Genomic DNA, 19,660 nt, shown 5'->3' with positions numbered 1-19,660 from the left:
GTTTCTGCACAACGCCACCGCTCCATACCTGCAACCCTGTCATCACCGCCGTGCCGCCTGCACGGCACTGCTTCGGCTCTATGGCGCCCCTGTTCAACCGGCACACGCACATGGCCCCTACCCGTACCGAAGAACGCATGTCGACGCTGGGCAGTCTGGACGTCCTTGACGACGTTGCCGGCGCCTCGCTGGATCGGCTGACCGACCTGGCCGCGCGCACCTTCCGCGCGCCAGTGGCCTTGGTATCGCTCATCGAAGTCGACCGCCAGCGGCTGATCTCGCGCCAAGGCCTGGCCGTGGCCGAATCGCATATCCGCGACTCCATCTGCGCACACACCATCGGTTCCACCGCGGGCCTGGTCATCAACGACCTCGCCCTGGACCCGCGCTTTTCCAGCCTGCCGCTGGTGGCCGGGCCGCCACACCTGCGCTTCTATGCGGGCACGCCCCTGGTTGCCGCCAACGGTGTGCCCATCGGCGCACTGTGCGTGATGGACAGCGTGCCCCGGCAGTTTTCCGCCGATGACCGGCGCCAGCTGCAGACGCTGGGCATGGCGGTGATGAATGAGCTGGAGCTGCGCACCCTCAGCGGTCGTCGCGATCCGGTGAGTGGCCTGCCCAACCGCCACCAGTTCGCCATCGATTACGCCGCGCGTTCGCTGCGCACACCTGGCCAGCCGTGCTTCGCGGTGATGATCGACATCCTGGATCTGCCGCGTGCCCACGAGGCCGGCCAGGTGCTGGGCATGGCGCCGCTGGAGGCACTGATCCGCCGTGCGGGCGTACGCATCAATCTTGCCCTTGACGGCGTGGCCCAGGTCTACCACGTCGGTGCCACCCGCTTCGCCTTCGTGGTGGAACTGCCCGAGCGCGAGGCCATCGAACGCCTGGTCCACCTGCTGCACGATGACCTCATCCGCCCGTTGATGGCGGCGTCGGTACCGCTGGCACCGCAGTTCCATGCCGGCCTGTGCGAAGGCACCCTGGGGCGCGACAGTGCCGACGACCTGCTGCGCAAGATGATGATCGCGCTCGGCTCGGCCCTTGCCGGCCAGGTCACCTGCTGCTGGTACTCGCCCAGCCGCGATGAACGCCTGCAGCGCAGCTATCGCCTGGCCACCGACGGCCAGCAGGCGCTGCAGCAGAACCAGTTCCACCTGGTGTATCAACCGCGCTTCCGCGCCGGAGATCTTGCCCCGGTCGCAGCCGAAGTCCTGCTGCGCTGGAACCACCCGCAGCTGGGCGCGGTCAGCCCCGCCGAGTTCATTCCCGTGTTCGAGCGCACCACGCTGATGCATGGCGTCACCGCGTGGGTGTTGGAACATGCCTTCAGCCAGCTCGCGCAATGGCGGCGCGAAGGCCTTACCCTCACCCTGTCCATCAACCTGTCCGCGCGCGATGTCGCCCGCAAGGGCATGGCCGACGCCTTCATTTCGACCCTGCTGAGCAAGGGCTTGTCCTGCACCGATGTGGAAATCGAGATTACCGAAGGCGAATGGCTGCGCGCCGATTCGCTGCCCGGCGAACAACTGCAGCAACTGGCTGCGGCCGGCGTGCGCGTGGCGATTGATGATTTCGGCAGTGGCTACAGCAATTTCGGCTACCTCACCGAACTGCCCATCCACACCATCAAGCTGGACAAGTCGATGATCGACGACCTGCCCACCGATACCCGAGCGCGGTTGAAGGTGCAGGCCGTCATCGGCCTGGCCCACGGCCTTGGCTACAACACCGTAGGCGAAGGGGCGGAAACAGGCGAACAGGTGGCGCTGCTGCAGGCCTATGGCTGCGATGAAATCCAGGGCTTCGCGCTCTCGCGGCCCATCACTGCGGGCGAACTGGCGGCGCTGCAGACGGTACCGTACGTTCCAGCGTGAGCCCCAGTGCTGGCTGAACAGGATTTTCGACGTTCATCATTTGCGAACACAGTTGAGCTCGCCAAGACGGCATCATGTCGCCGCCGCAGCAGCGCCCCTTCCACTGGAATTCTCTTGCAGCCGTCTTCCCCTCCTGCCGGACAACCGGCCACGTCGTCGCATCGCTTCTTTGAATACTTGGCCGTACGGGCCGGTGAACAGTGGTTTGCCGTGGATGTGCAGGCCACCGTCGAGATCCGCGGGCCGGAAACGTTCGACCGCCCGATCAAGGAAGGCCGCCCTATCCTCACGGTGCGCGAGAAGCCACTGCGCGTGGCCGACCTGCGCCGCCTCAGTGGGCTGACCCCGTTCACCTACACCTGCCCGGCGATGGCCCTGGTGCGGGCCGGGGTGGATGTTATTGGCCTTGCCGTGGATGAAGTAGGCGACATCGAGAGCGTGCCGCGCAAGCAGCTGCGCGCCGACAACCCGTTGGGGTATGTGTTCTGCAGCCAGAGCATCGCCGCGGCCGACAACAGCGAGATACCGGTGATCGACCCGTCGTTGTTGATTGCGGCCTGACCGCGCCGCCGGGCATGGCCCGGTGCTACCCCTCCCCCGCGGCCGCGACGCCCTCCGGTAGCGCCGGGCCATGCCCGGCGGACGTTTGCCTACGTCACAATCGCAAACCCCAGCGCCAACACCAGCGCCGAGGTCAGCAGGAACGACACCAGCACGAACCCCGCCGCCGGCAGATAACCCACGTCATTCAACGCCACGAACGTGCGCGTTCGCGCCCACAGGTACCAGACCACCGCTGCAAGCCCGATTGCCGCGCCCCAGCCTCTCGCTTCCCCGCCCACCGCCTGCGACACCGCAAGCAGCAACACAAAGGGGCACGCCAGGAACGCCTGGATGGAGAACGGCTCACGCAAGGTATCGCGGTCAATCGGCAGGCGTTGCCGCCACAACGTGCTCAGCGCCGCGCCCAGCGCAAAAATGCAGAACACCGCCGAGCGCGTCAGCAGCAGGCCCGGCTCGCTGGAAAACAGCAGCTTGCCCAGCGGCCCGGATACCGACAGCGGCGCCTGACGCATGGTCATCTCCAGCGCGTGCGCCAGCACCACCGACAGGATCAACATCAGCACCGGACTGATGGCATCGGCAAAGCGGTGCTCCGGGTCCTTGGCGAACTCGCGCCGCGTGTAGATCGCCACCTCGCCCGGTCGCACCAGTACCCGCCACAGCGTACGCGGATAGAAAACCAGCCAGCCCACCAGTTCGTAGAGAAACTCCTCAAGCGATCTAAGCAGTCGGATCAGGTCCATGGGATCAGGAGCACCGTCAGGGGTGGGGCCAGCTTACAGCCAGCGCGCCCCGCCCCTGTAGTGCCAGCCCACGGCTGGCAGCATGTGCCGCAGCCGAGCATAGGCTCGGGTTTACAGCAAACCCGCTGCGTCCGGCGCATGCGGCGGCCAGGCCACCACAACCCGCAGTCCTCCCAACCGTGCAGAGCGCTGCAACGTGACCGCCGCCCCATGTGCCTCAGCCACACCACGGACAATGGCCAGGCCCAATCCGCTGCCCTCTACGCCGCTGCCAAGAATCCGGTAGAAACGATCGAATACACGTTCGCGCTCTTCTTCGGCAATTCCCGGGCCACTGTCGTCCACGCTGAACCAGGCGGCTCCATTCTCCTGGCCTGCCTCTACCAGGATCTGGCCACCGCTGGGCGTATAGCGGATGGCATTCTCAAGCAGATTGCGCACCAGCGCACCCAACCCTGCCTCATCCCCTCTCAGCTCCACCGGCGACAGGGCCAGCGACAGTCGCAACGATTGCAGATCCAGCAGCGCCCGGAGGGCATCGACTTCAGTGGCCACCAGCGCTTCCAGGCTCAACCGTGCCGTAGCGGACCGCGAGGTCGCCTCGGTCCGGCTGAGCGTCAGCAGCTGCGCCACCAGTCGCTCCAACCGCCCCACTGAATCCTGCAGCAGGTCCTGCGCCTTGAATCGGTCGGACGCATCGGCAACCAGGCGCGCGTTGTCCGCGTGCACCTTCAGCGCGCTGATGGGAGTGCGCAGTTCGTGGGCGGCGTCAGCCACGAAGCGCCGCTCGCGCGCCAGCGCTGCGTGCAGCCGCTGCAGCAGGCCATTCACCGCCTGCACCAGCCCGTGCACCTCACGGGGCACATGCTCCAGCTCCAGCGGCGACATCCGCTCCGGATCGCGCTCGCCAATCTGGTCCGAGACCCGCTGCAACGACCGTGTCACGTGGCTCACGCCCCACCAGATCACCAGCGCCATCAGGGGCAGCGCCAGCAGCAGCGGCAACAGCGTGCCGCCGGCAATGTCCTCGGCCAGCTCCTCGCGAATGTCCGAGCGCTCGCCCGACTGGAACCAGCGCCCCTCGCCGGTGCGCAGCGTAAAGGTGCGCCACTGCTCGCCATTGATCACAGGGCTCGCAAAGCCGGCCACCAGTGCGGCCATCGGCGCGACCGGGGCACTGTCCGAACGAAGCAACAGCCGTGATTGCCGATCCCATACCTGGAAGGCCAGCTTGCTCTCATAGGCGTGGCCGTCGGTGAACGCCAGCGCATCGCCCACGCCTTCGGCGCGGCCGTGCCAACCACGCAGCACGATCGGGTCGCCAGGAAACGCGCTGAGGTCACCCAGCGGTTCATCCACCAGCCCCACCAGCACCCGCGTCGACTGCACCAGCCGGGCATCGAACATCTCCCCGGCCTCCTGCAGGCCGGCGCGATAGCTGAAGAACCCAGCCACGGCCATCAGCACAGCCAACGTGCCCAGCAGCGTGATCAGCAATGTCCGGCGCATGGATGTCATGCGTCAGCATCCGATGCGTGGCCCAGCGCATAGCCGATGCCGCGCACCGTGCGGACGATGCCGGGGTCGACCTTGCGCCGCAGCTGGTGCACGTGCACGTCCACCGCATTGCTGGCCACGTCCTCATCCCAACCGTACAGGTGCTTCTGGATGGTTTCCCGTGCCATCGGTCGCCCGTTCTGTTCCATCAGCAGCCGCAGCAATGAGAATTCCCGTCGGGTCAGGTCCAGCATCCGGCCCTTCCACCGCGCCTCCAGCGTGGCCGGGTCCAGATGCAGGTTGCCGGCATCCAGCGTGGGTTGCGCCCTGCCGCTGCTGCGCCTGACCAAAGCGCGCACGCGCGCCAAAAGCTCGGCGGTGTCGAACGGCTTGCCCAGGTAATCGTCCGCGCCGACATCCAATCCCAGGGTACGGTCGGTGGCCCGCTCGCGGGCGCTCAGCACCAGGATCGGCACCGGGTTGGCCGCCGCGCGCAGGCGGCGGATCACTTCAATGCCATCCACCCGCGGCAGCCCCAGGTCCAGCACGACAAGGTCGAAGTCGCCATCCTTGGCCGCCAGCAGAGCCGCCGTGCCATCCTCCACCCAGTCCACGGCGAAGGCTCCGCGGCGCAGGGCCGTCCGGATGCCTTCGCCCAGGGAGCGGTCATCTTCTACAAGGAGAATGCGCATGGCGGCAGTGTCCGGTTGCCGGTCCTACTTTGCAAGATGGCCCATGACATCCTTCAACTTGGCCTCGGCCTCGTGGCGACGGCCTGCGTCAGCCACCTCCCGCCCGGGTCGGGCCGGCGCCGTCACGGCCTTCTGCAGCGCCGCCTGCGCCGGCGCCCACTCCTTCTGGTCGCGGAGGAAGTCGCCGTAGAAGTAGTTCGCATCGATGCCGTTGGGGTCGATGTCCAGGCCCTTCTTCAGCATCCGGCGTGCCTGGTCGTCATCACCAAAGCCCAGCGGCCAACCGGGCACCTGGTAGTACAGCGCGCCCAGGCTGGTATACGCCGCGCCATCCAATGCCTGCGGGTCCAGCTTCAGCGCCGCCTCGAAGTCGGCGCGTGCCTGCTTGACCAGGCTGAGCGCGCCCATCCCGCCCTTCTCGCCCGCAAGGCTGGACAGCACGATGCCTTCCCAGATCAGTGCACCTGCATCCTTGGGCGCAGCCTGCCGTGCCTGCGCGGCCTGTTTTGACAAGGCAGCAAACGCGGCCTCGCGCTGGGCTTTGGGCGTCTGGTAATTGATCTGTGCCCAACGGTCGCGTACCTGCGCCACCGTGGTCGACGGCTCTGCCGCTACGGCCACCCCGACCAGCACGACGGCGGCGATGAGGATGAGATAGAACATGGTCTTAGCCTGCGTGCGCTTCATGGGAAGTGTCCTGGTCGGGATGAAGTGGGGAGGGTTGTGTGATCGCCGAGGGGGTACTGGCATGGCGCCTGACGATCGGCAGCTGCCTGCGCAGGCTGCGGTCCACCAGTTCCGGCAGCAGCCCGTTCAAGCGTGCAAACAGTCGCTCCGGCCAGCCCAGCTGCAGCCGCGGGTTTCCCGAGCGCAGCGCCGCAAGCAGCGCCGCCGCCACGCGCTCGGCCGGGTCGTGGGTCACGCCAAGTTCGGCGTTCATGGCATCGACGGCCGCACTGTTGAAATCCGTGCGCGTTGCGCGCGGCGAGAGGTACTGGAGCGTGACCGTGCTGCCCGCGTACTCGCGGCCCAGTGCCTCCACCAGGCCACGCAGACCGAACTTGCTGGCGCTGTAGGCGGCAAATCCCGGGAATGCCAGGCTGCCGAAGGTCGAGCCGAGCACCGCCACACTGGCCTTCGGCTGGCGCTCCAGCAACGGCAGCAGCGCATGGATGAGCAGCATCGATCCCACCAGGTTGGCCTGCATCAGCTGCTCAAGCGACTGGGCCGATTGCCCCGCAAACAGACCGAAGGCAGCGCTCGCATGGCCCACCACCAGCATTGAAGGCGCTGTCGGCAGGACCTCGGCCCGGGCGAGCAACGTGCTGCGGCCCTCGGCCGTACCGATATCGGCCGCCACGGTCACCACCTTGCCTGGCGGCAGCGTCGAGGCCAGCGCCTGCAGGCGCAGCCCATCACGGCCTACCGCCACCACCGTTGCGCCCTCGCCCACCAGCCCTGCGCACAGCAGGCGACCGATGCCACCGCTTGCCCCGGTCAGTATCACTGTCCGTCCGCGCAGTTCCATCACGCGGCCTCCGCCAGTCGCGCGCCACCGTTGCGCAGCGTGCGGAAGATATCGCCATACAGCACGTAGAAGCGACGTGCCGCGTGGATGACGGCCGCCTGGTCGGCCGGGTCGTCCAGCTTGTCCACCAACGACTTGAAGAAGCCCACATGCTCGATATCCAGATCGCCGTGCGAGAGCAGGTAGCTGAAGGCATTGCGAGGCAGATCCAGCGCAGCCTGCAGGCTGTTGGCGGCCTGGGTGGCCAGCGCCACGCTGGTACCCTCCAGCACCAGCACCATGCCGAAGAAGCCGACCGGGTTGCCGCGCTGGATGGTGTCATAGGCATAGCTGACCATCAGCTCGGTGGCCAACGCCGGCTCGGAAGCTGCCGCTGCAGCGCGGTCGCCGCCCGCCGCGGCAATATCGTCCAGCACCCACTCCTGGTGGCCCATCTCCTCTTCGATGTACTCGCCAATGGCGGTGCGCAGCCATTCCAGCCGTGCCGGCAGGCGCGCGCCGCAGGCCATCAGCAGCGGCACGGTGTGCCGCACGTGGTGGTAGGCCTGCTGCAGGAACGCCAGGTAATCGCCGCGGTCGATCCGGCCGGCCAGTGCATCGCCGATGATCGGAATCTGCAGCAGCGTCTGCCGCTCGTACGTGGTTTCGGCCAGAAGATGGTCGTGGAAGCTCATGCGTGGTCTCCAGTGGAACTGAAAGCGGGTTGGCCGTAGGCGGCATCGATCCCGGTCTGGTAGTGGGCGAGGATGGCCTCGCGGCGCGGCCTGCCATTGGCCGTCAGCAGGCCCGCCTGCGCGGTGAAGGGCGTTGCCAGCACGTAGCGGGCAATCCGCGCGTAATCGGGCAGCCCTGCGTTGATGGCGGCCAGGGCGGCTTCAAGGGCCGGAGTGCCCTGCTGCGGGAACCGTGGCACCACCACCGCCACGTTGTCGGCTCTGGCCTCGCCCCATACCAGCGCCTGTGCGATGGCCGGATGCGAAAGCAGCTCGCTCTCCACCCACTCGGGTGAGACATTGCGGCCGAAGGCCGTAATGAACACGTTCTTGCGGCGGCCAGTGACGTGTACGTAGCCGTCCGCATCGATGTGGCCCAGATCGCCCGTGTGGATGGGGCCAGGGGGCATCGGTTCTCCGCCCAGGTAACCCAGTGCCCGCGAGCCGGCCACAACGATCTCGCCGTCCACAATCTGCACCTGTGCGTGCGGCAGGGGCTGGCCAACGGAGCCATCGCGCTGTGCCCCGGGGCGGTTGAGGCACACGACCGAACCGCATTCGGTCAGGCCATAACCCTCGAACACCGGCAGGTTGAGCTGCCGCGCCCGCGCCAGCAGCTGCGGCGCGACACGGCCACCGCCAACTGCGAGGTATCGCAGCGACGCCGGCAGCGCGGCCCCCTGCTCGGCGGCCATCACCAGCGCCAGCAGCAGCTGCGGCACCAGAATGATGCTCTCGGGCTGGTAGCGGTGCAGGCAGCGCAGCAAGGTAGGCACATCCAACCCGGCAGCGCCGGTGTAGCCGATTTCCTGAAGCGACGGCAGCGCAATCTCGGCACCCGACAACACCGCCGCATACAACCCAGCCACGTTTTCCAGCAGCGTGGACAACGGCATCAGGCACAGATGCCGCTTCGGCGCGATCGCCGCGGCAGCATCGGCCAGTGAGCCGGCCACCGTCAGCAACGTTTTCGCCGAAAGGCAAACGCCGCGCGGGTGGCCGGTGCTGCCGGAGGTGTAGGTCACGCACGCCGTACCCGCCGGCAGAGCCACGCTGGCGGGGGCACGCAGCCACACCGCATGCGCACGCATGCCAGGCAGGACGCCTGCGTCAGCTTCGCCGTGCGCCGGCAAAGCATTGGCGGCGGTCACCAGCAACTGCGCCGCGCTGCTGTGCAGGGCGTGCTGCACTTGCTCCTGCGAAAAGAACGTCGGTAACGGGACGTGGGCCACGTCGGCGATGCGCAGTGCAAGGTCAAGGACCATCCAGTCCGGCCCGTTGTCCAACCGGCTGGCAACACACCGCACCCCGGATCGTTGCAGCCACTGTGCAAGCTCCAGTACGCGCGATTGCAGCGCCGGAGCAGCCAGCGTTTCCTGGCTGGCAAGCACAGGTTGCCGGTGCGCCTGCAGCAGACGCAGAAACTCCTGCGCCGACGCGCTCATGCCGACGCTCCCACTGTGCAGGCGGCATCGGTCGGGGCTACCGCACAGGCCTGGCCACCAAGAAAGGCAATGCCTTCGCGGATGTTGCCGCACATCAGCCGCGGCTGCGTCTCATAGTAGCGCCCCCAGTCTGCCGCGCCGCTGCCCATGCGCTCGGCACGCGCGGCCACCAGATCAATGGGGGCCAGGTGCAGGCGCACAAAGGCGTTGCGCAACTGCTGCGTGGCCACGAACAGCACCCAGTCCACCTGGGCGGCATTCAGCACCCAGGCCAGTTGCACGATCAGCTCGCGTGCCACACCGGGGGTCGAGGCAGCAAAATGGCCAACCTCCGCAATCTGGTCGCGGCGTGGTGCGCTGTGCAGTCGCTGCCCGAGCACCTCTTCCACCGGGTCATCCAGATAGTGCTCCACGAACAGGACAGCGCTGGCCGCGTTGCGCAGGCCCACCGCAGCCACCAGCTGCCCGCGCGTATCACGGTAAGCCAGCAACTGCGGCATGAAGCTGCGCACGTCGGCGCCGAAGCGCTGGCGATAGGTAGCGGCAATGAAAGCCTCCACTTCGCCGCGCTGGGGATGGTCGGGGGGGATGAGGGCCGCTTCGGCAAACCTGCCCGGATGCGGGGCCAAGGGAATCGGCAGTGGGATCGTGTCCATGGGACAGGATCGTGATGGCCGCCGATTAAGGCTCGATTAGCCGGTTGTTAGGCGATTGTTAGCGCTTCGCTGCCATTTCGTTGAGCTGTGCCGAGCCATCCATTCCGGCAGCACCTCCGCTGGCATCGGCGCCCAAACAAAGACCCTTGGAAGAGCTCGCAGCCCAGCCCAAGCAGCAGCTCGTGCTGCGCTGGCGTCTCCACGCCCTCCGCCAGTGCGGTCGTTTCGACTCGGTCAACTCGAACTCCAGCAAGGCAGCGTCGATCCCCGTCTGCTGGATGAGCGCGGCTGCAGCATCGACGAAGGCCGGATCCTGCAGCTGCACCGGGCTTGCGCGCAGAAAAGCAAAGCGGGCCGTGACGATGGGTGGGCCATCACCCACGTGCACGGCTACACGCAGCGGTATCGACGTGGGTACGACACGGTCTGCGGCAGCCGGCCGGCGCGGCACCAGCGGGACGCGATGCCCCCAATCCCCGCAGCAAGTGCTCCCGCTAACGGCAGCAACGCCCGCCGAGCAGCGAAGACCACGTGAGCATGCTTAACGATTCATGCTGTATGGTTGAAGTCATCTGGCTCCTCTGCGGCGCGAATCCTTCGCCCCCCGTGTCTAGCCCCTTACCGGCGCGACACATGATTTTCTCCCCCGCGTTCCGGATCCTGAGGATCCGTCCCTTGCTGCGCCTCAATGGGACGATCGACCGTCTGGAGGCACTGCACTGCAAGTGCCTGCAGTGCGGAGACGAAGCGCGCTATTCGGAACCAGGGGGCCTTCGACACGTTGAATCGGGTATCGAGTTGACCTGCCCCGCCTGCGGTACCAGCGGCACGCTCACCAACGCCCAGCTGTTTGCCACGTGGGTACAGCAGGTGCGGCGCGACCGCGTGCTGGCCCTGGCCGGGATAGACCCCGAAACGCTCTACGGGCCCTAGCCCACCCAGGCGCCGCGCAGGCTCATACCTGCGCCATGCCGCCATCCACCGCCAGTTCGGCGCCGGTGGTGAAGCTGCTCTCGCTGCTGGCCAGGAACAGCGCGGCCGCGGCCACTTCCTCGGCCCGGCCCAACCGCCCCATCGGCACCAGACCGGTAATCGCTTCGCGCACCTCGTCGCTCACCGCATCGAACATCGCGGTATCCACCGGGCCGGGGCTGACGACATTCACGCGGATGCCCTTCGGCGCCAGCTCATTCGCCCAGGTGCGCGCAAACGCGCGCAGTGCTGCTTTGCTCGCGCTATACACGCCGTAGCCCTGGGTACCGATTGCACCGGCAATGGACCCGATCAGTACGATGCAGCCACCCGCCGGCATCAGATCAAGCGCACCCTGCGCCGCAAACAGTGCCGCACGCACGTTCAGCGCGAAGGTGCGGTCGAACAGATCCTCGCTGACATCATCCAGCATTGCGAACTCGGAAATACCGGCGTTGATGACCACCACATCGATGCGCCCTGCATCCGCACGGATGTGATCGAACACCTGTGCAAGCCCAGCCGTCGTGCCCGCATCAGCGCGCAGCGGGTGGATCCGCCCTGTTCCCGTTTCCGCCAAGGGCTGCGGCGCTGCTTTCCCGGCCGAGCGGCTGGTGGCGTACACCGTTGCGCCCTCGGCGGCGAAGCGCTGCGCGATCGCGCCCCCAATGCCCGAGCCACCACCGGTTACAAGGGCGACTTTGTCCTGCAATCTGTTCATCACGACCTCGCATGGTTAAGTGCGGCCGATGATATACAGCTTATACTTACGGCAAAATACGCACTTAAGCTAGCGTAGATATCGTGGAGTAAACCGATGCCCCGCTCTACCCAACCGCACACCCGTACCGACTGCGTTGCCGAAGACGCGCTGATCGACGTGCACCGTTCGCGCCCGATCCTCGAACAGATCGCCAGCAAGTGGTCGATCCTCATCCTCACCGTGCTGTGTTCGCGCCCGTCACGATTCAACGAGATCATGCGTCGGCTGGACGGTATCACCCACAAAGCGCTGGCCGATGCGTTGAAGCGGCTGGAACGCAACGGCTTGATTCAACGGCATGTACTGCCCACCACGCCCGTAGGCGTGGAGTACACGATCACCGCGTTGGGGCGTTCGCTGCAGCAGCCGTTTACCGCGCTGTACGACTGGGCCTTGCACTACGGGCCGGAGATGGAACGCGCCCAGGCCGCGTACGACCAGGCCAGGTAGCGCCGGGCCATGCCCGGCGAGCGCAGCGGCGCCGCCGTCCATCAGCTGTCGCACCTGGCTCGCCAACAGCGCCGCTCAGGTCGCTTCAAGGCACACTTCACGCCTTCAACGCGCTCGACAAGGCCGCTTCATACAACAACTAGTAAGCGGGAAGCGTCACACGCGTCGGCACCTGCCGCGCACTTTGCGTCATCCCAGTCGTGAACGGCGTAAGCAAAGCCCGATGACGTCATTCACTGTCGCGTGCGTCCGGGATGAAGCATGCGACACTCGCCCCGGCCTCTCCGCTGCGCTCATGATCTTCGGATTTTTCTCATTGCATCGAACAAGCAGGCGTAAACACCATGGCGTGCCACTGACAACGAGTGGCCGGGTCTGCAAACCCGCGATGCATTGATGTGCCTGTTGTTTGCGCTTGCCCGCCGGTGCCGCCCGGAAACCGGTACCGGCGGGCAATCCGTCGGCCTGTATGGCGGGCGGTGCGTGGGGGTATTCGTACCCACCGGCCAATGGCACATATTGCATCCCGGTTTGCAGCCACGCACCGTCCGCCACCCGCTTCCGCGCGGTGGCACTGTTAAGTACAGCCACGGAAGCCGACGCCATGACCATACGCAAGAACCCGCCCTTCCCCGTCGATGATTCCACCAACGACGACGACAATCCCTCCTCCGATCTCAGCACCTTCCAGGGCTGCCTCAAGCGCATCCGCGATGGTGAAGGCTCGGATGGAATGCTGTGGCCGGAAGAGAACCTTTCCGAGGGCCGCAGGCAGTCGCTGGCCCGGATTGATCGTGCCGCCGTGGCCATGCTGACCGCGGTGGAGATGCTGCATGCAGCAAGCCGTTGCGAATCGTTCGCCACGCCCAGCCGACACTTGGACGAAGGCGTGGTTGAGGGGTTGTTCTTTGCCTGCCGGGAGCTGGCCGAAATGTGTGCAGGGAAATCAGACCCGCCTGACGTCGCCGCGCGCTCGCGGGGCATGGCCCCGCGCTACCACCACCCTGCACCGGTAGCGCCGGGCCACGCCCGGCGAAAAACCGAACGCGCCGCGCAACCACGCTTAGCGCGCGGTCCAACCACCATCCATCGGGAGCGCCGTGCCCGTCATCTGCGCCGCAGCATCCGACGCCAGAAACACCACCATCTCCCCAAGCTGCTCCGGCGTCACGAACTGCAACGAAGGCTGCTTCTCGGCCAGCAGTTCACGCGCGGCCGATTCCTGGTCGGTTCCGTTCCGCTCCGCCAGCGCAGTAATCTGCTTTTCAACCAGCGGGGTCCGCACCCAACCCGGGCAGATGGCGTTGGCCGTGATGCCCGTGCCGCCGGTTTCCAGCGCGGTCACCTTGGTAAACCCCACCACGCCATGCTTGGCCGCCACATAGGCCGACTTGTTCACCGAGCCCACCAGGCCGTGTGCGGACGCAATGTTGATGATGCGGCCCCAGCCCTGCTGCTTCATGTGTGGCAACGCCGCTGCCGTTGCGTGAAACACCGCAGAGAGATTCAGCGCCAGGAGGGCATCCCACTTGTCGACCGGAAATTCCTCGATCGACGCCGTGTGCTGGATGCCCGCGTTGTTTACCAGCATGTCGATGCGGCCCATCGTGGCAACGGCACGGCTGATCATCTCCCGCACTTCCTCGCCATGCGAAAGGTCGGCACCGTCATGCGCCACCCGTACACCGGACTCGGTCTCCAGGCTGGAGCGGATGTGTTCAATCTCCGTCGCATCACCGAAGCCATTCAGCACGATGTCGGCACCTTGCCGCGCCAGCGCCCTGGCGATGCCAAGACCTATACCGCTGGTGGAGCCGGTAACTACCGCGACCTTTCCAGAGAACATGGGGGAGATTCCTTAGGACGGAGGCCCAAGTGTAAATCCCCGCCTTGTCTGGATGCGCTGCCCGCGCCGGCCCGCAGCTAGAAACGGACGCCCGCCCGGTCAACGGTCGCCAGTGGATTGGCCTTCCGCACCGCCTCCAGGAAGAGCAGGAAGTCGCGGTTGAACAGGGTCAGGTTGTTGGTGAACGTGACGCACTTTCTGACCGCCGCCTTGCTGAAGCACACCTGCCAGACATAGCGCCCGTAGATCCTGTCGGACGTTCGTGTGACTGAGGTGATCTGCGAAAGCGGAACCGCCGTGGGCGTGAGCCCCCGCCGCAGGTAGAAAGCTTCTGTATCGAAGAAGTAGTGCTCGCGGTCCTCTTTCCCATCCACCAACACCAAGGTCATGGAGGTACCGGAGATCCGGCGAGGCGTGTTCAGACGCAGCCCTGATCCCAACGCAGAACGGGCTGTCAGTGACGCACGCCGATGGATCAACCAGATGGTCAGCAACGGAAGTGCCGCAAGGGCAGCGACGGCCACGGTTTTCACAACTACCACTGTGCTCGGCACACAGAACTCCTGGATCAACGTTCGGCATTGGCGACCACTTGCCCGCTTGGGCCGGTTCAACCTTGCCAAGCGTGCCCGCCTCGTACATGAGGACGACGCCGGCCCGCCATGGTGCCACGGGTGCGCATTCGATGGAAAAGCCGCCTTACTCCAACCGCTCGACCAATCGCCGCCCCACCTCCAGCGCCGACGCCGGGTTCTGCCCCGTAATCAACTCACGATCCACCACCACATGCCCGGTCCACGGGGTGGCATTGCTGCTGAACCGCGCACCCGCCCGCTGCAGCGCCGTCTGTGGGTAGAACTTCATCTCACCGCCGCCCAGCAGCGGCTTGGCCTGCGCTTCTTCCTGGTTGCTGATCACCGTCACCTGGTAGCCGCTGTAGATCCACTTCGGCATGGCCGACGTCGCCCCCGCTTCCAGCGTCGCCACGAAACCCGCCGCATCCGGCAGCGTGGACAGCAGCGCGATCGGCCCGTGGCAGACCAGCGCGGTGGTCTTGTTGCGCTGGTGGAAGTCGGCCAGCAACCGGCCCAGCGCCGGGCTCTTCAGCAGGTCCTGCATCGGCGCGTGGCCACCGGGAATGTAGACCGCATCGAAACGCGCGTAGCCCTGCTGCTCCACGCGCGCCAGGCTCACCACCGGCGAGGCCGTCGGCGAGGTCAGCGCCAGCTTCTCCATCAGGTCCTTGTGCAGTTTCAGCTGCGCGGCATCGTTGCCGAAGTACGCCGGCGTCACCGAGGACGCATCCACCGTCGGCGCCTGCCCCTGCGGCGTGGCGAAGGTGACCTCGTGGCCCGCGTCCAGCAGCAGCTTGACCGGCTGCATCAGCTCGTTGAGATAGAAGCCGGTGGACAGCACCTTGCCGTCCTTCAGGTCCAGGTGGTTTTCGTCGGACAGCACCACCAGCACGTTGGCGGCATGCGCGCCGCTGGCGGCCAGGGTCAGGGCCAGCGCTGCGGCCAGCCGGGTCATCAGGTTCATGGGGAGCTCCTATCGGGGAATGGTGGCCACTTTATTCATCGCCCAAGCGGCGATAAATTGGCCCCATCGCAAAACATCTGTTCCCCGGAGAGCCAAATGAGCCGCAAGTTCGACTACCTGGGCGATGTGGAAGTGTTCCTGGCGGTGGTCGAGCACGGCTCGTTCACCGCCGGCGCGGTGGCGCTGTCCACCACACCCTCGGTGCTGAGCCGCGCGGTCACCCGCCTGGAAGCGCGGCTGGGCCGGCAGCTGCTGCAGCGGACCACCCGCCGCGTGGGCCTGACCGATGCCGGGCGGCTCTATCTGGAACAGGTGCGCACCGCCTTCAGCCTGCTGGACGACGCCGAGCGCGACGTACTGGCCCAGGATGGTGCGCTGGCCGGCCGCGTGCGCCTGAGCGTGCCCACCACCTATGGCCACTACCGGCTGCCGCCCGTGCTGGCGCGCTTTGCGCAGCAGTACCCGCAGGTGCAGGTGGAACTGAACATCACCAACCGCAACGTGGACCTGGTGGCCGAAGGCTTCGACCTGGCCATCCGCCTGGGCCAGCTGCCGGACAGCGGGCTGGTGGCGCGTAAGCTGGAAGACTCCCCACTGCTGCTGGTGGCCGCGCCGGACTACCTTCAGCGCTGCGGCACCCCGCAGACGCTGGACGACCTGCAGCAGCACCTGTGCCTTCCGTTTGTGATGCCGCGTACCGGGCGGCTGGCGCCCTGGATCTTCCGCGATGACGGGCGCGACGTGGACTGGCTGCCGCGCTCGTCCATCGAGACCTCCGACGATGTGCTGGGCGTGGTGTCGCTGGCCGAACAGGGCATCGGCATCTGCCAGAGCTATGAGTTCATCGTGCGCGAGCGGTTGCGGCGTGGGCAGCTGGTGGAGGTGTTGCCGCAGCTGCGGGGGAGATCACGGCCGTTTTCGGTGATCTATGCGCCGCATCGGCGTCAGTCGGCGGCGGCGCGGGCGATGATCGAGTTGTTGGTGGGGAATGCGGCGGTGGCTGAGGACAGCGTTGGTTGAGGCTGCGAAGCTCGTTGGCGATGTCGTGTTTGAACCGATTGTTGGGGCGTGCGGCTGATCGGGCGCCGTTGTCTGCCGAGGCTGACTAAGAACTGTTGTAAAGAACGCCGTCGCGCTATCCGCTTGCGGCATGGGCGATTACGCCACTTTGATTCGTAATCAGCAGAGCATCTGCGCGAATGCGTCTGATGGCGTCGCGTGCTGCACGAATGATGCGTGCAACAATAGATCTTCGCTCTCGAACTCCGCGATTTCTTCGCGAATTTCAATTTGCATTCGAAGCGGCAGCGTAAACACCATGGCGCGCCACCGACAACGGGTGGCCGGGCGTCCAAACCCGAGACAGAGAGTTGTTTACGCTTGCCCGTCGGCACCGTCCTTAACCGGTGCCGGCGGGCAATCCGTCGGCCTTTATGGCGGGCGGTGCGTGGGGGTCTTCGGACCCGCCGGTCTTCTGACAACTGTCTGTCCCGGTTTGGAACCCGCACCGTCCGCCACCCCGCTTACGCTGTGGCGCTGTTAAGCACAGCCAAGGAAACCGACGCCATGAGCGAATCCGAGACCTTCTCTTCGTACACCGCTGTTGAGTCCATCAATGACGACACCCCGCTGCCCGACTTGAACTCCCTGCTCGGCATCCTCAAACGCATGCGTGGCTGCGAAGGCGCTGATGGGCTGCCCTGGCCGGAGAACGACGTGTCACCCGGACGGCGCGTGAGCTTGGCGAGGACCGAGCGCGCATTGGTGGGACTACTGACGGTGTTGGAGGTTCTGCATTCGGCCGACCGCTGCCGGGTGTCAGCGGAGCCGGAGCGGCATCTGGATGAGGGGGTTGTGGATGGGTTGTTTCTGGCTTGCCGGGGGCTGGCTGAGTGGGCTTGTCGGGAGGTTAGGCCGACGTGATTTCCCTTAGCTGCCTAGATGCCTACTGATGTACCCAGTATCCGATTCCGGTCAGAAGCGGACGTCAACCCACGCTAGAATTAAGCTCCGCCGCTAAGTAGCGTCGGCTTGAGTCAATTGTTAGGGGCGCACTCGGAAATGGTGCATAAGCGCCATGGATTTAACAAATGCCTGCATTTCCTGGCGCGTTATCTGGTTGAGATCTCGATGCCTGCAAAAATACTCGTGCCCGGCGGGCAAGTGGTTTGCTCCGAAGGTGCTGTAATCTGCATCGGTTAGCACAAACAATGCGCGAAGGTGACGAATTGTGAGCGTCAAGTCAGCTGTGGGCTTTTTTGCAAACCATCCGGACGCTTCCCAGGCTTTTCGCTTTCGCCCTTTCTGAATCGTGAGATCTGACTCCAGCCATCCGATGGGCAAGGTCATCTGGACATTGCCCGAAGTTGGCGTGTAGGGCGACCTTTTGTCATTGAAATTTTGATTATTACAGCAAACCTCAATGGCGATGATGTCCGCAAAGCCACTCTCGGCATGTACGTAGACGTACATGCCATCCGGCCAAGTCTTACCGAATTTGGCGCCTGCTGGATGGATGAAAGGACGCGGTGCGCTGCTGGGACAGGTCTTGATCCAGTAGCCTTTGTATCCAGGTATAGGCCAAGTATTTGTCCTTACTGGCCATCGTACCTTGGCCATAAGAATTGCCTTTGCATCAGCATCGCTAAGAATCATCTGCCCCCCCAAGCTAGTAGCCGGATCGCTACGTCCGAATATGCGACTTAACCACAGCTCACCGTCTGGTGGGCTAGCCCTCTCGCACAGCTCGATCTTAGTGCGCCAGAGGATGGCTAACAACACGCAATCAGGGATTTGATGCCATTCAAGATGGGCGCTGCTTTGCTACCGCGCATGGACTCGTCAATCTGCCCTCCAAATTCTACGTGTAATCACCTCACTCCCCAGAGCTAGATTGGCCATCCTTCTCTAGCTATGACGGCGCCAACCCCGAACGACTTACCTTTCGTCTCCGGCAGGGAGCAGATGTGCGAGGCGCTCACGGTCGACCTTGGACAGGGTGGTCGGAAGTTTAAGCGAGACAGTAACGTCGGCAACATCCAGCCCGCTCAGCAACTCAAGCCACTCCCTACGCGACTCTTGCGAAAGCTTGTCCCACGCGATTGTGACGACATTGACACCAGCCCCCGCTTTTTCCAGCACCCGAGTTGTCGATGGCTGATCTACGATGTTCGCATCCGAGTTAGAATCGTACGCATTCACTGAATCCGGTTGCGCCAACCAGGCCGCGTCCAAAGCGCCGACAAGATAGTGGATGTCAGGCGCCCCATCCTCTCGGCGCCGGGAAATCCGGCGAGCACCTACACTCGCAAGTGCCTCACGCATGTGCACGGGGGTGGTCTCGTAGCGGATATAGGAAATCGGGGTCTGTACCCATTTACCGAGGCCCTTGGCGGTCAACCAGTCCGGTTCCGGATCCGAGATCAGCAATGCGGCGGCGTTGGCACGGAGCAGATCCTGCGCCTGAGAGAACAGCTGGCGCGACCATTTCGCGCTAGCGGGCGCTACAGAAGCCAGCGCCGGCGCTTGCCTGGGGTCAATCGCCGGTTGCCTCGCGATCGCCTTGCGGGTGAGCACGCCAAATGGGAGCAGCAACAGCGTGTTGATACCTTGATCGACGAATACTTGGGCAACTGCCTCACTCACCTTCCCGCCGTGGACCAGCGCCACAGTCGCTACGCTGGCAGAACGTGCGAGCTCAGCTGCGATGGTATGAAGCGCCTGAATCTCCCGCTCCCCCGGTTCGCGGGAGGGCAGAAGCGCGATCCACCTGCGAGACAGCAACTGCTCCTCACCTATCAGGTAAAGCGGGCTTTGCAACTGCAGCGCTGGCACCGCACCGGGCTCAACCAGCCGATAGCCTAGATTCACGGCGTTTGCGCGTTCATCGCTCGTTGGCACCTTACTAGCCGAGCGCCCCGCCTGCCGGGATGCCGATGGTGGAAACACCAACACACGCGCATCTATGTCGCCGAGCCTATTCTGGATCATTCCAGAGACCCGGTCCCAGTCGAGCCCGCCATGTCCGCATCCCAGAGCAGGTAGCGCGACCGTCACCTGCCCGACGCACTCAAGATAGGCACGAAGATCGTCGAGGCCAGCATCAATATCCTCGTAACAAGACGGATCGCGCCAGTCACGCTTGGTTGGGAAGTTCACGATCCAGTCGCCTTCTAGAGACTTCCAAACGTGCATCCTCCCAGGGCGCACCCGGCCATCCTTGCAGGCGCGCTGATAGTCCTTGAACATCTCGGGATAGCGCTGCTTGAACGCTAGAGCGACGCCAGCGCCCATCACGCCGACACAATTCACCGTGTTGACGCGAATATCCACCGGAGTCTCGAACATGTCGCCTTGCGTGAATTCCAGCATAGCG

The 19,660-nt window shown here is 65.1% G+C and carries 22 protein-coding genes; 6 read left to right on the top strand and 16 right to left on the bottom strand.

Translation table 11 applies throughout. The features are described 5' to 3' along the window. Nucleotides 1-110 precede the first annotated feature (110 nt). Nucleotides 111-1,877: a sensor domain-containing phosphodiesterase gene (locus DCO49_RS06185; RefSeq protein WP_243402675.1), complete on the top strand. Its 1,767-nt coding sequence runs from the start codon at nucleotides 111-113 to the stop codon at nucleotides 1,875-1,877. Nucleotides 1,878-2,054: 177 nt separating this feature from the next. Continuing rightward, nucleotides 2,055-2,438: a chemotaxis protein CheW gene (locus tag DCO49_RS06180; protein ID WP_165835689.1), complete on the top strand. Its 384-nt coding sequence runs from the start codon at nucleotides 2,055-2,057 to the stop codon at nucleotides 2,436-2,438. Nucleotides 2,439-2,527: 89 nt separating this feature from the next. On the opposite strand, the gene DCO49_RS06175 is transcribed toward DCO49_RS06180, so the two are convergent. The 8 genes from DCO49_RS06175 to DCO49_RS06140 all read right to left on the bottom strand — a co-directional run bounded on the left by DCO49_RS06175 (nucleotide 2,528) and on the right by DCO49_RS06140 (nucleotide 9,715). Next, on the bottom strand, nucleotides 2,528-3,184 hold the full coding sequence (locus DCO49_RS06175) for a hypothetical protein (RefSeq protein ID WP_133249396.1): 657 nt from the start codon (nucleotides 3,182-3,184) through the stop codon (nucleotides 2,528-2,530). 111 nt (nucleotides 3,185-3,295) lie between these two features. After that, nucleotides 3,296-4,681: an ATP-binding protein gene (locus DCO49_RS06170; protein ID WP_116863257.1), complete on the bottom strand. Its 1,386-nt coding sequence runs from the start codon at nucleotides 4,679-4,681 to the stop codon at nucleotides 3,296-3,298. 17 nt (nucleotides 4,682-4,698) lie between these two features. After that, the gene (locus DCO49_RS06165) at nucleotides 4,699-5,373 is read right to left on the bottom strand and encodes a response regulator transcription factor (RefSeq protein ID WP_116863256.1); all 675 of its coding nucleotides are present in this window, start codon (nucleotides 5,371-5,373) and stop codon (nucleotides 4,699-4,701) included. 24 nt (nucleotides 5,374-5,397) lie between these two features. Then, nucleotides 5,398-6,060, bottom strand: a complete 663-nt coding sequence (locus DCO49_RS06160; protein WP_343126021.1) for a hypothetical protein — start codon at nucleotides 6,058-6,060, stop codon at nucleotides 5,398-5,400. After that, nucleotides 6,041-6,901 (bottom strand): SDR family oxidoreductase, encoded by an 861-nt coding sequence (locus DCO49_RS06155; protein ID WP_116863255.1) that lies wholly within the window; start codon nucleotides 6,899-6,901, stop codon nucleotides 6,041-6,043. The genes DCO49_RS06160 and DCO49_RS06155 overlap by 20 nt, the downstream gene beginning before the upstream one ends. After that, a complete protein-coding gene (locus DCO49_RS06150; RefSeq protein ID WP_116863254.1) occupies nucleotides 6,901-7,575 on the bottom strand; it encodes an iron-containing redox enzyme family protein in 675 nt (224 codons plus the stop codon). Before DCO49_RS06150 ends, DCO49_RS06155 begins: the two co-directional genes overlap by 1 nt. Continuing rightward, nucleotides 7,572-9,059, bottom strand: coding sequence for an AMP-binding protein (locus DCO49_RS06145; RefSeq protein ID WP_116863253.1), 1,488 nt, complete (start codon nucleotides 9,057-9,059; stop codon nucleotides 7,572-7,574). The genes DCO49_RS06150 and DCO49_RS06145 overlap by 4 nt, the downstream gene beginning before the upstream one ends. Then, nucleotides 9,056-9,715, bottom strand: coding sequence for a thermostable hemolysin (locus tag DCO49_RS06140; RefSeq protein WP_116863252.1), 660 nt, complete (start codon nucleotides 9,713-9,715; stop codon nucleotides 9,056-9,058). The genes DCO49_RS06145 and DCO49_RS06140 overlap by 4 nt, the downstream gene beginning before the upstream one ends. Nucleotides 9,716-10,348: 633 nt before the next feature. On the opposite strand from DCO49_RS06140, the gene DCO49_RS06130 reads away from it, so the two are divergent. Next, nucleotides 10,349-10,648 carry a hypothetical protein gene (locus DCO49_RS06130; RefSeq protein WP_116863250.1) on the top strand — a complete coding sequence of 100 codons (300 nt, stop codon included), beginning with the start codon at nucleotides 10,349-10,351 and terminating at the stop codon, nucleotides 10,646-10,648. A gap of 22 nt (nucleotides 10,649-10,670) precedes the next feature. On the opposite strand, the gene DCO49_RS06125 is transcribed toward DCO49_RS06130, so the two are convergent. Beyond that, nucleotides 10,671-11,408, bottom strand: a complete 738-nt coding sequence (locus DCO49_RS06125) for an SDR family oxidoreductase (protein ID WP_116863249.1) — start codon at nucleotides 11,406-11,408, stop codon at nucleotides 10,671-10,673. 96 nt (nucleotides 11,409-11,504) lie between these two features. Between DCO49_RS06125 and DCO49_RS06120 the strand changes: the two genes are divergently transcribed. Further along, on the top strand, nucleotides 11,505-11,900 hold the full coding sequence (locus DCO49_RS06120; protein ID WP_116863248.1) for a helix-turn-helix domain-containing protein: 396 nt from the start codon (nucleotides 11,505-11,507) through the stop codon (nucleotides 11,898-11,900). A 577-nt stretch (nucleotides 11,901-12,477) separates the two neighbouring features. Here DCO49_RS06120 and DCO49_RS20300 read toward each other — a convergent pair. From DCO49_RS20300 to DCO49_RS06100, 4 genes are all read right to left on the bottom strand, one after another. Next, on the bottom strand, nucleotides 12,478-12,735 hold the full coding sequence (locus DCO49_RS20300) for a hypothetical protein (RefSeq protein ID WP_165835688.1): 258 nt from the start codon (nucleotides 12,733-12,735) through the stop codon (nucleotides 12,478-12,480). A 228-nt stretch (nucleotides 12,736-12,963) separates the two neighbouring features. Next, complete coding sequence (locus DCO49_RS06110) at nucleotides 12,964-13,746, bottom strand: 3-hydroxybutyrate dehydrogenase (protein WP_116863247.1); 783 nt, start codon at nucleotides 13,744-13,746, stop codon at nucleotides 12,964-12,966. 77 nt (nucleotides 13,747-13,823) lie between these two features. After that, complete coding sequence (locus DCO49_RS06105; RefSeq protein ID WP_116863246.1) at nucleotides 13,824-14,135, bottom strand: hypothetical protein; 312 nt, start codon at nucleotides 14,133-14,135, stop codon at nucleotides 13,824-13,826. 310 nt (nucleotides 14,136-14,445) lie between these two features. After that, nucleotides 14,446-15,285 (bottom strand): type 1 glutamine amidotransferase domain-containing protein, encoded by an 840-nt coding sequence (locus DCO49_RS06100; RefSeq protein ID WP_116863245.1) that lies wholly within the window; start codon nucleotides 15,283-15,285, stop codon nucleotides 14,446-14,448. Nucleotides 15,286-15,381: 96 nt separating this feature from the next. On the opposite strand from DCO49_RS06100, the gene DCO49_RS06095 reads away from it, so the two are divergent. Beyond that, entirely contained in the window at nucleotides 15,382-16,305 is a 924-nt protein-coding gene (locus DCO49_RS06095) for a LysR family transcriptional regulator (RefSeq protein ID WP_116863244.1), read from the top strand. 159 nt (nucleotides 16,306-16,464) lie between these two features. On the opposite strand, the gene DCO49_RS20295 is transcribed toward DCO49_RS06095, so the two are convergent. After that, nucleotides 16,465-16,605 carry a hypothetical protein gene (locus tag DCO49_RS20295; protein WP_165835687.1) on the bottom strand — a complete coding sequence of 47 codons (141 nt, stop codon included), beginning with the start codon at nucleotides 16,603-16,605 and terminating at the stop codon, nucleotides 16,465-16,467. Nucleotides 16,606-16,851: 246 nt separating this feature from the next. Between DCO49_RS20295 and DCO49_RS06090 the strand changes: the two genes are divergently transcribed. After that, entirely contained in the window at nucleotides 16,852-17,208 is a 357-nt protein-coding gene (locus DCO49_RS06090) for a hypothetical protein (RefSeq protein ID WP_116863243.1), read from the top strand. 120 nt (nucleotides 17,209-17,328) lie between these two features. Here the strand turns inward: DCO49_RS06090 and DCO49_RS20125 are convergent, their stop codons facing one another. Beyond that, a complete protein-coding gene (locus tag DCO49_RS20125) occupies nucleotides 17,329-17,757 on the bottom strand; it encodes a hypothetical protein (RefSeq protein WP_133249395.1) in 429 nt (142 codons plus the stop codon). A 465-nt stretch (nucleotides 17,758-18,222) separates the two neighbouring features. After that, on the bottom strand, nucleotides 18,223-19,656 hold the full coding sequence (locus DCO49_RS06085) for a macro domain-containing protein (protein WP_165835686.1): 1,434 nt from the start codon (nucleotides 19,654-19,656) through the stop codon (nucleotides 18,223-18,225). Nucleotides 19,657-19,660: the final 4 nt, after the last annotated feature.

Origin of the sequence: Stenotrophomonas sp. SPM (assembly GCF_003105135.1) — a bacterium.
Classification (GTDB): domain Bacteria; phylum Pseudomonadota; class Gammaproteobacteria; order Xanthomonadales; family Xanthomonadaceae; genus Stenotrophomonas.
Note: the sequence above shows the minus strand (reverse complement) of the source record. Positions and strands in the feature narration are given on the sequence as shown.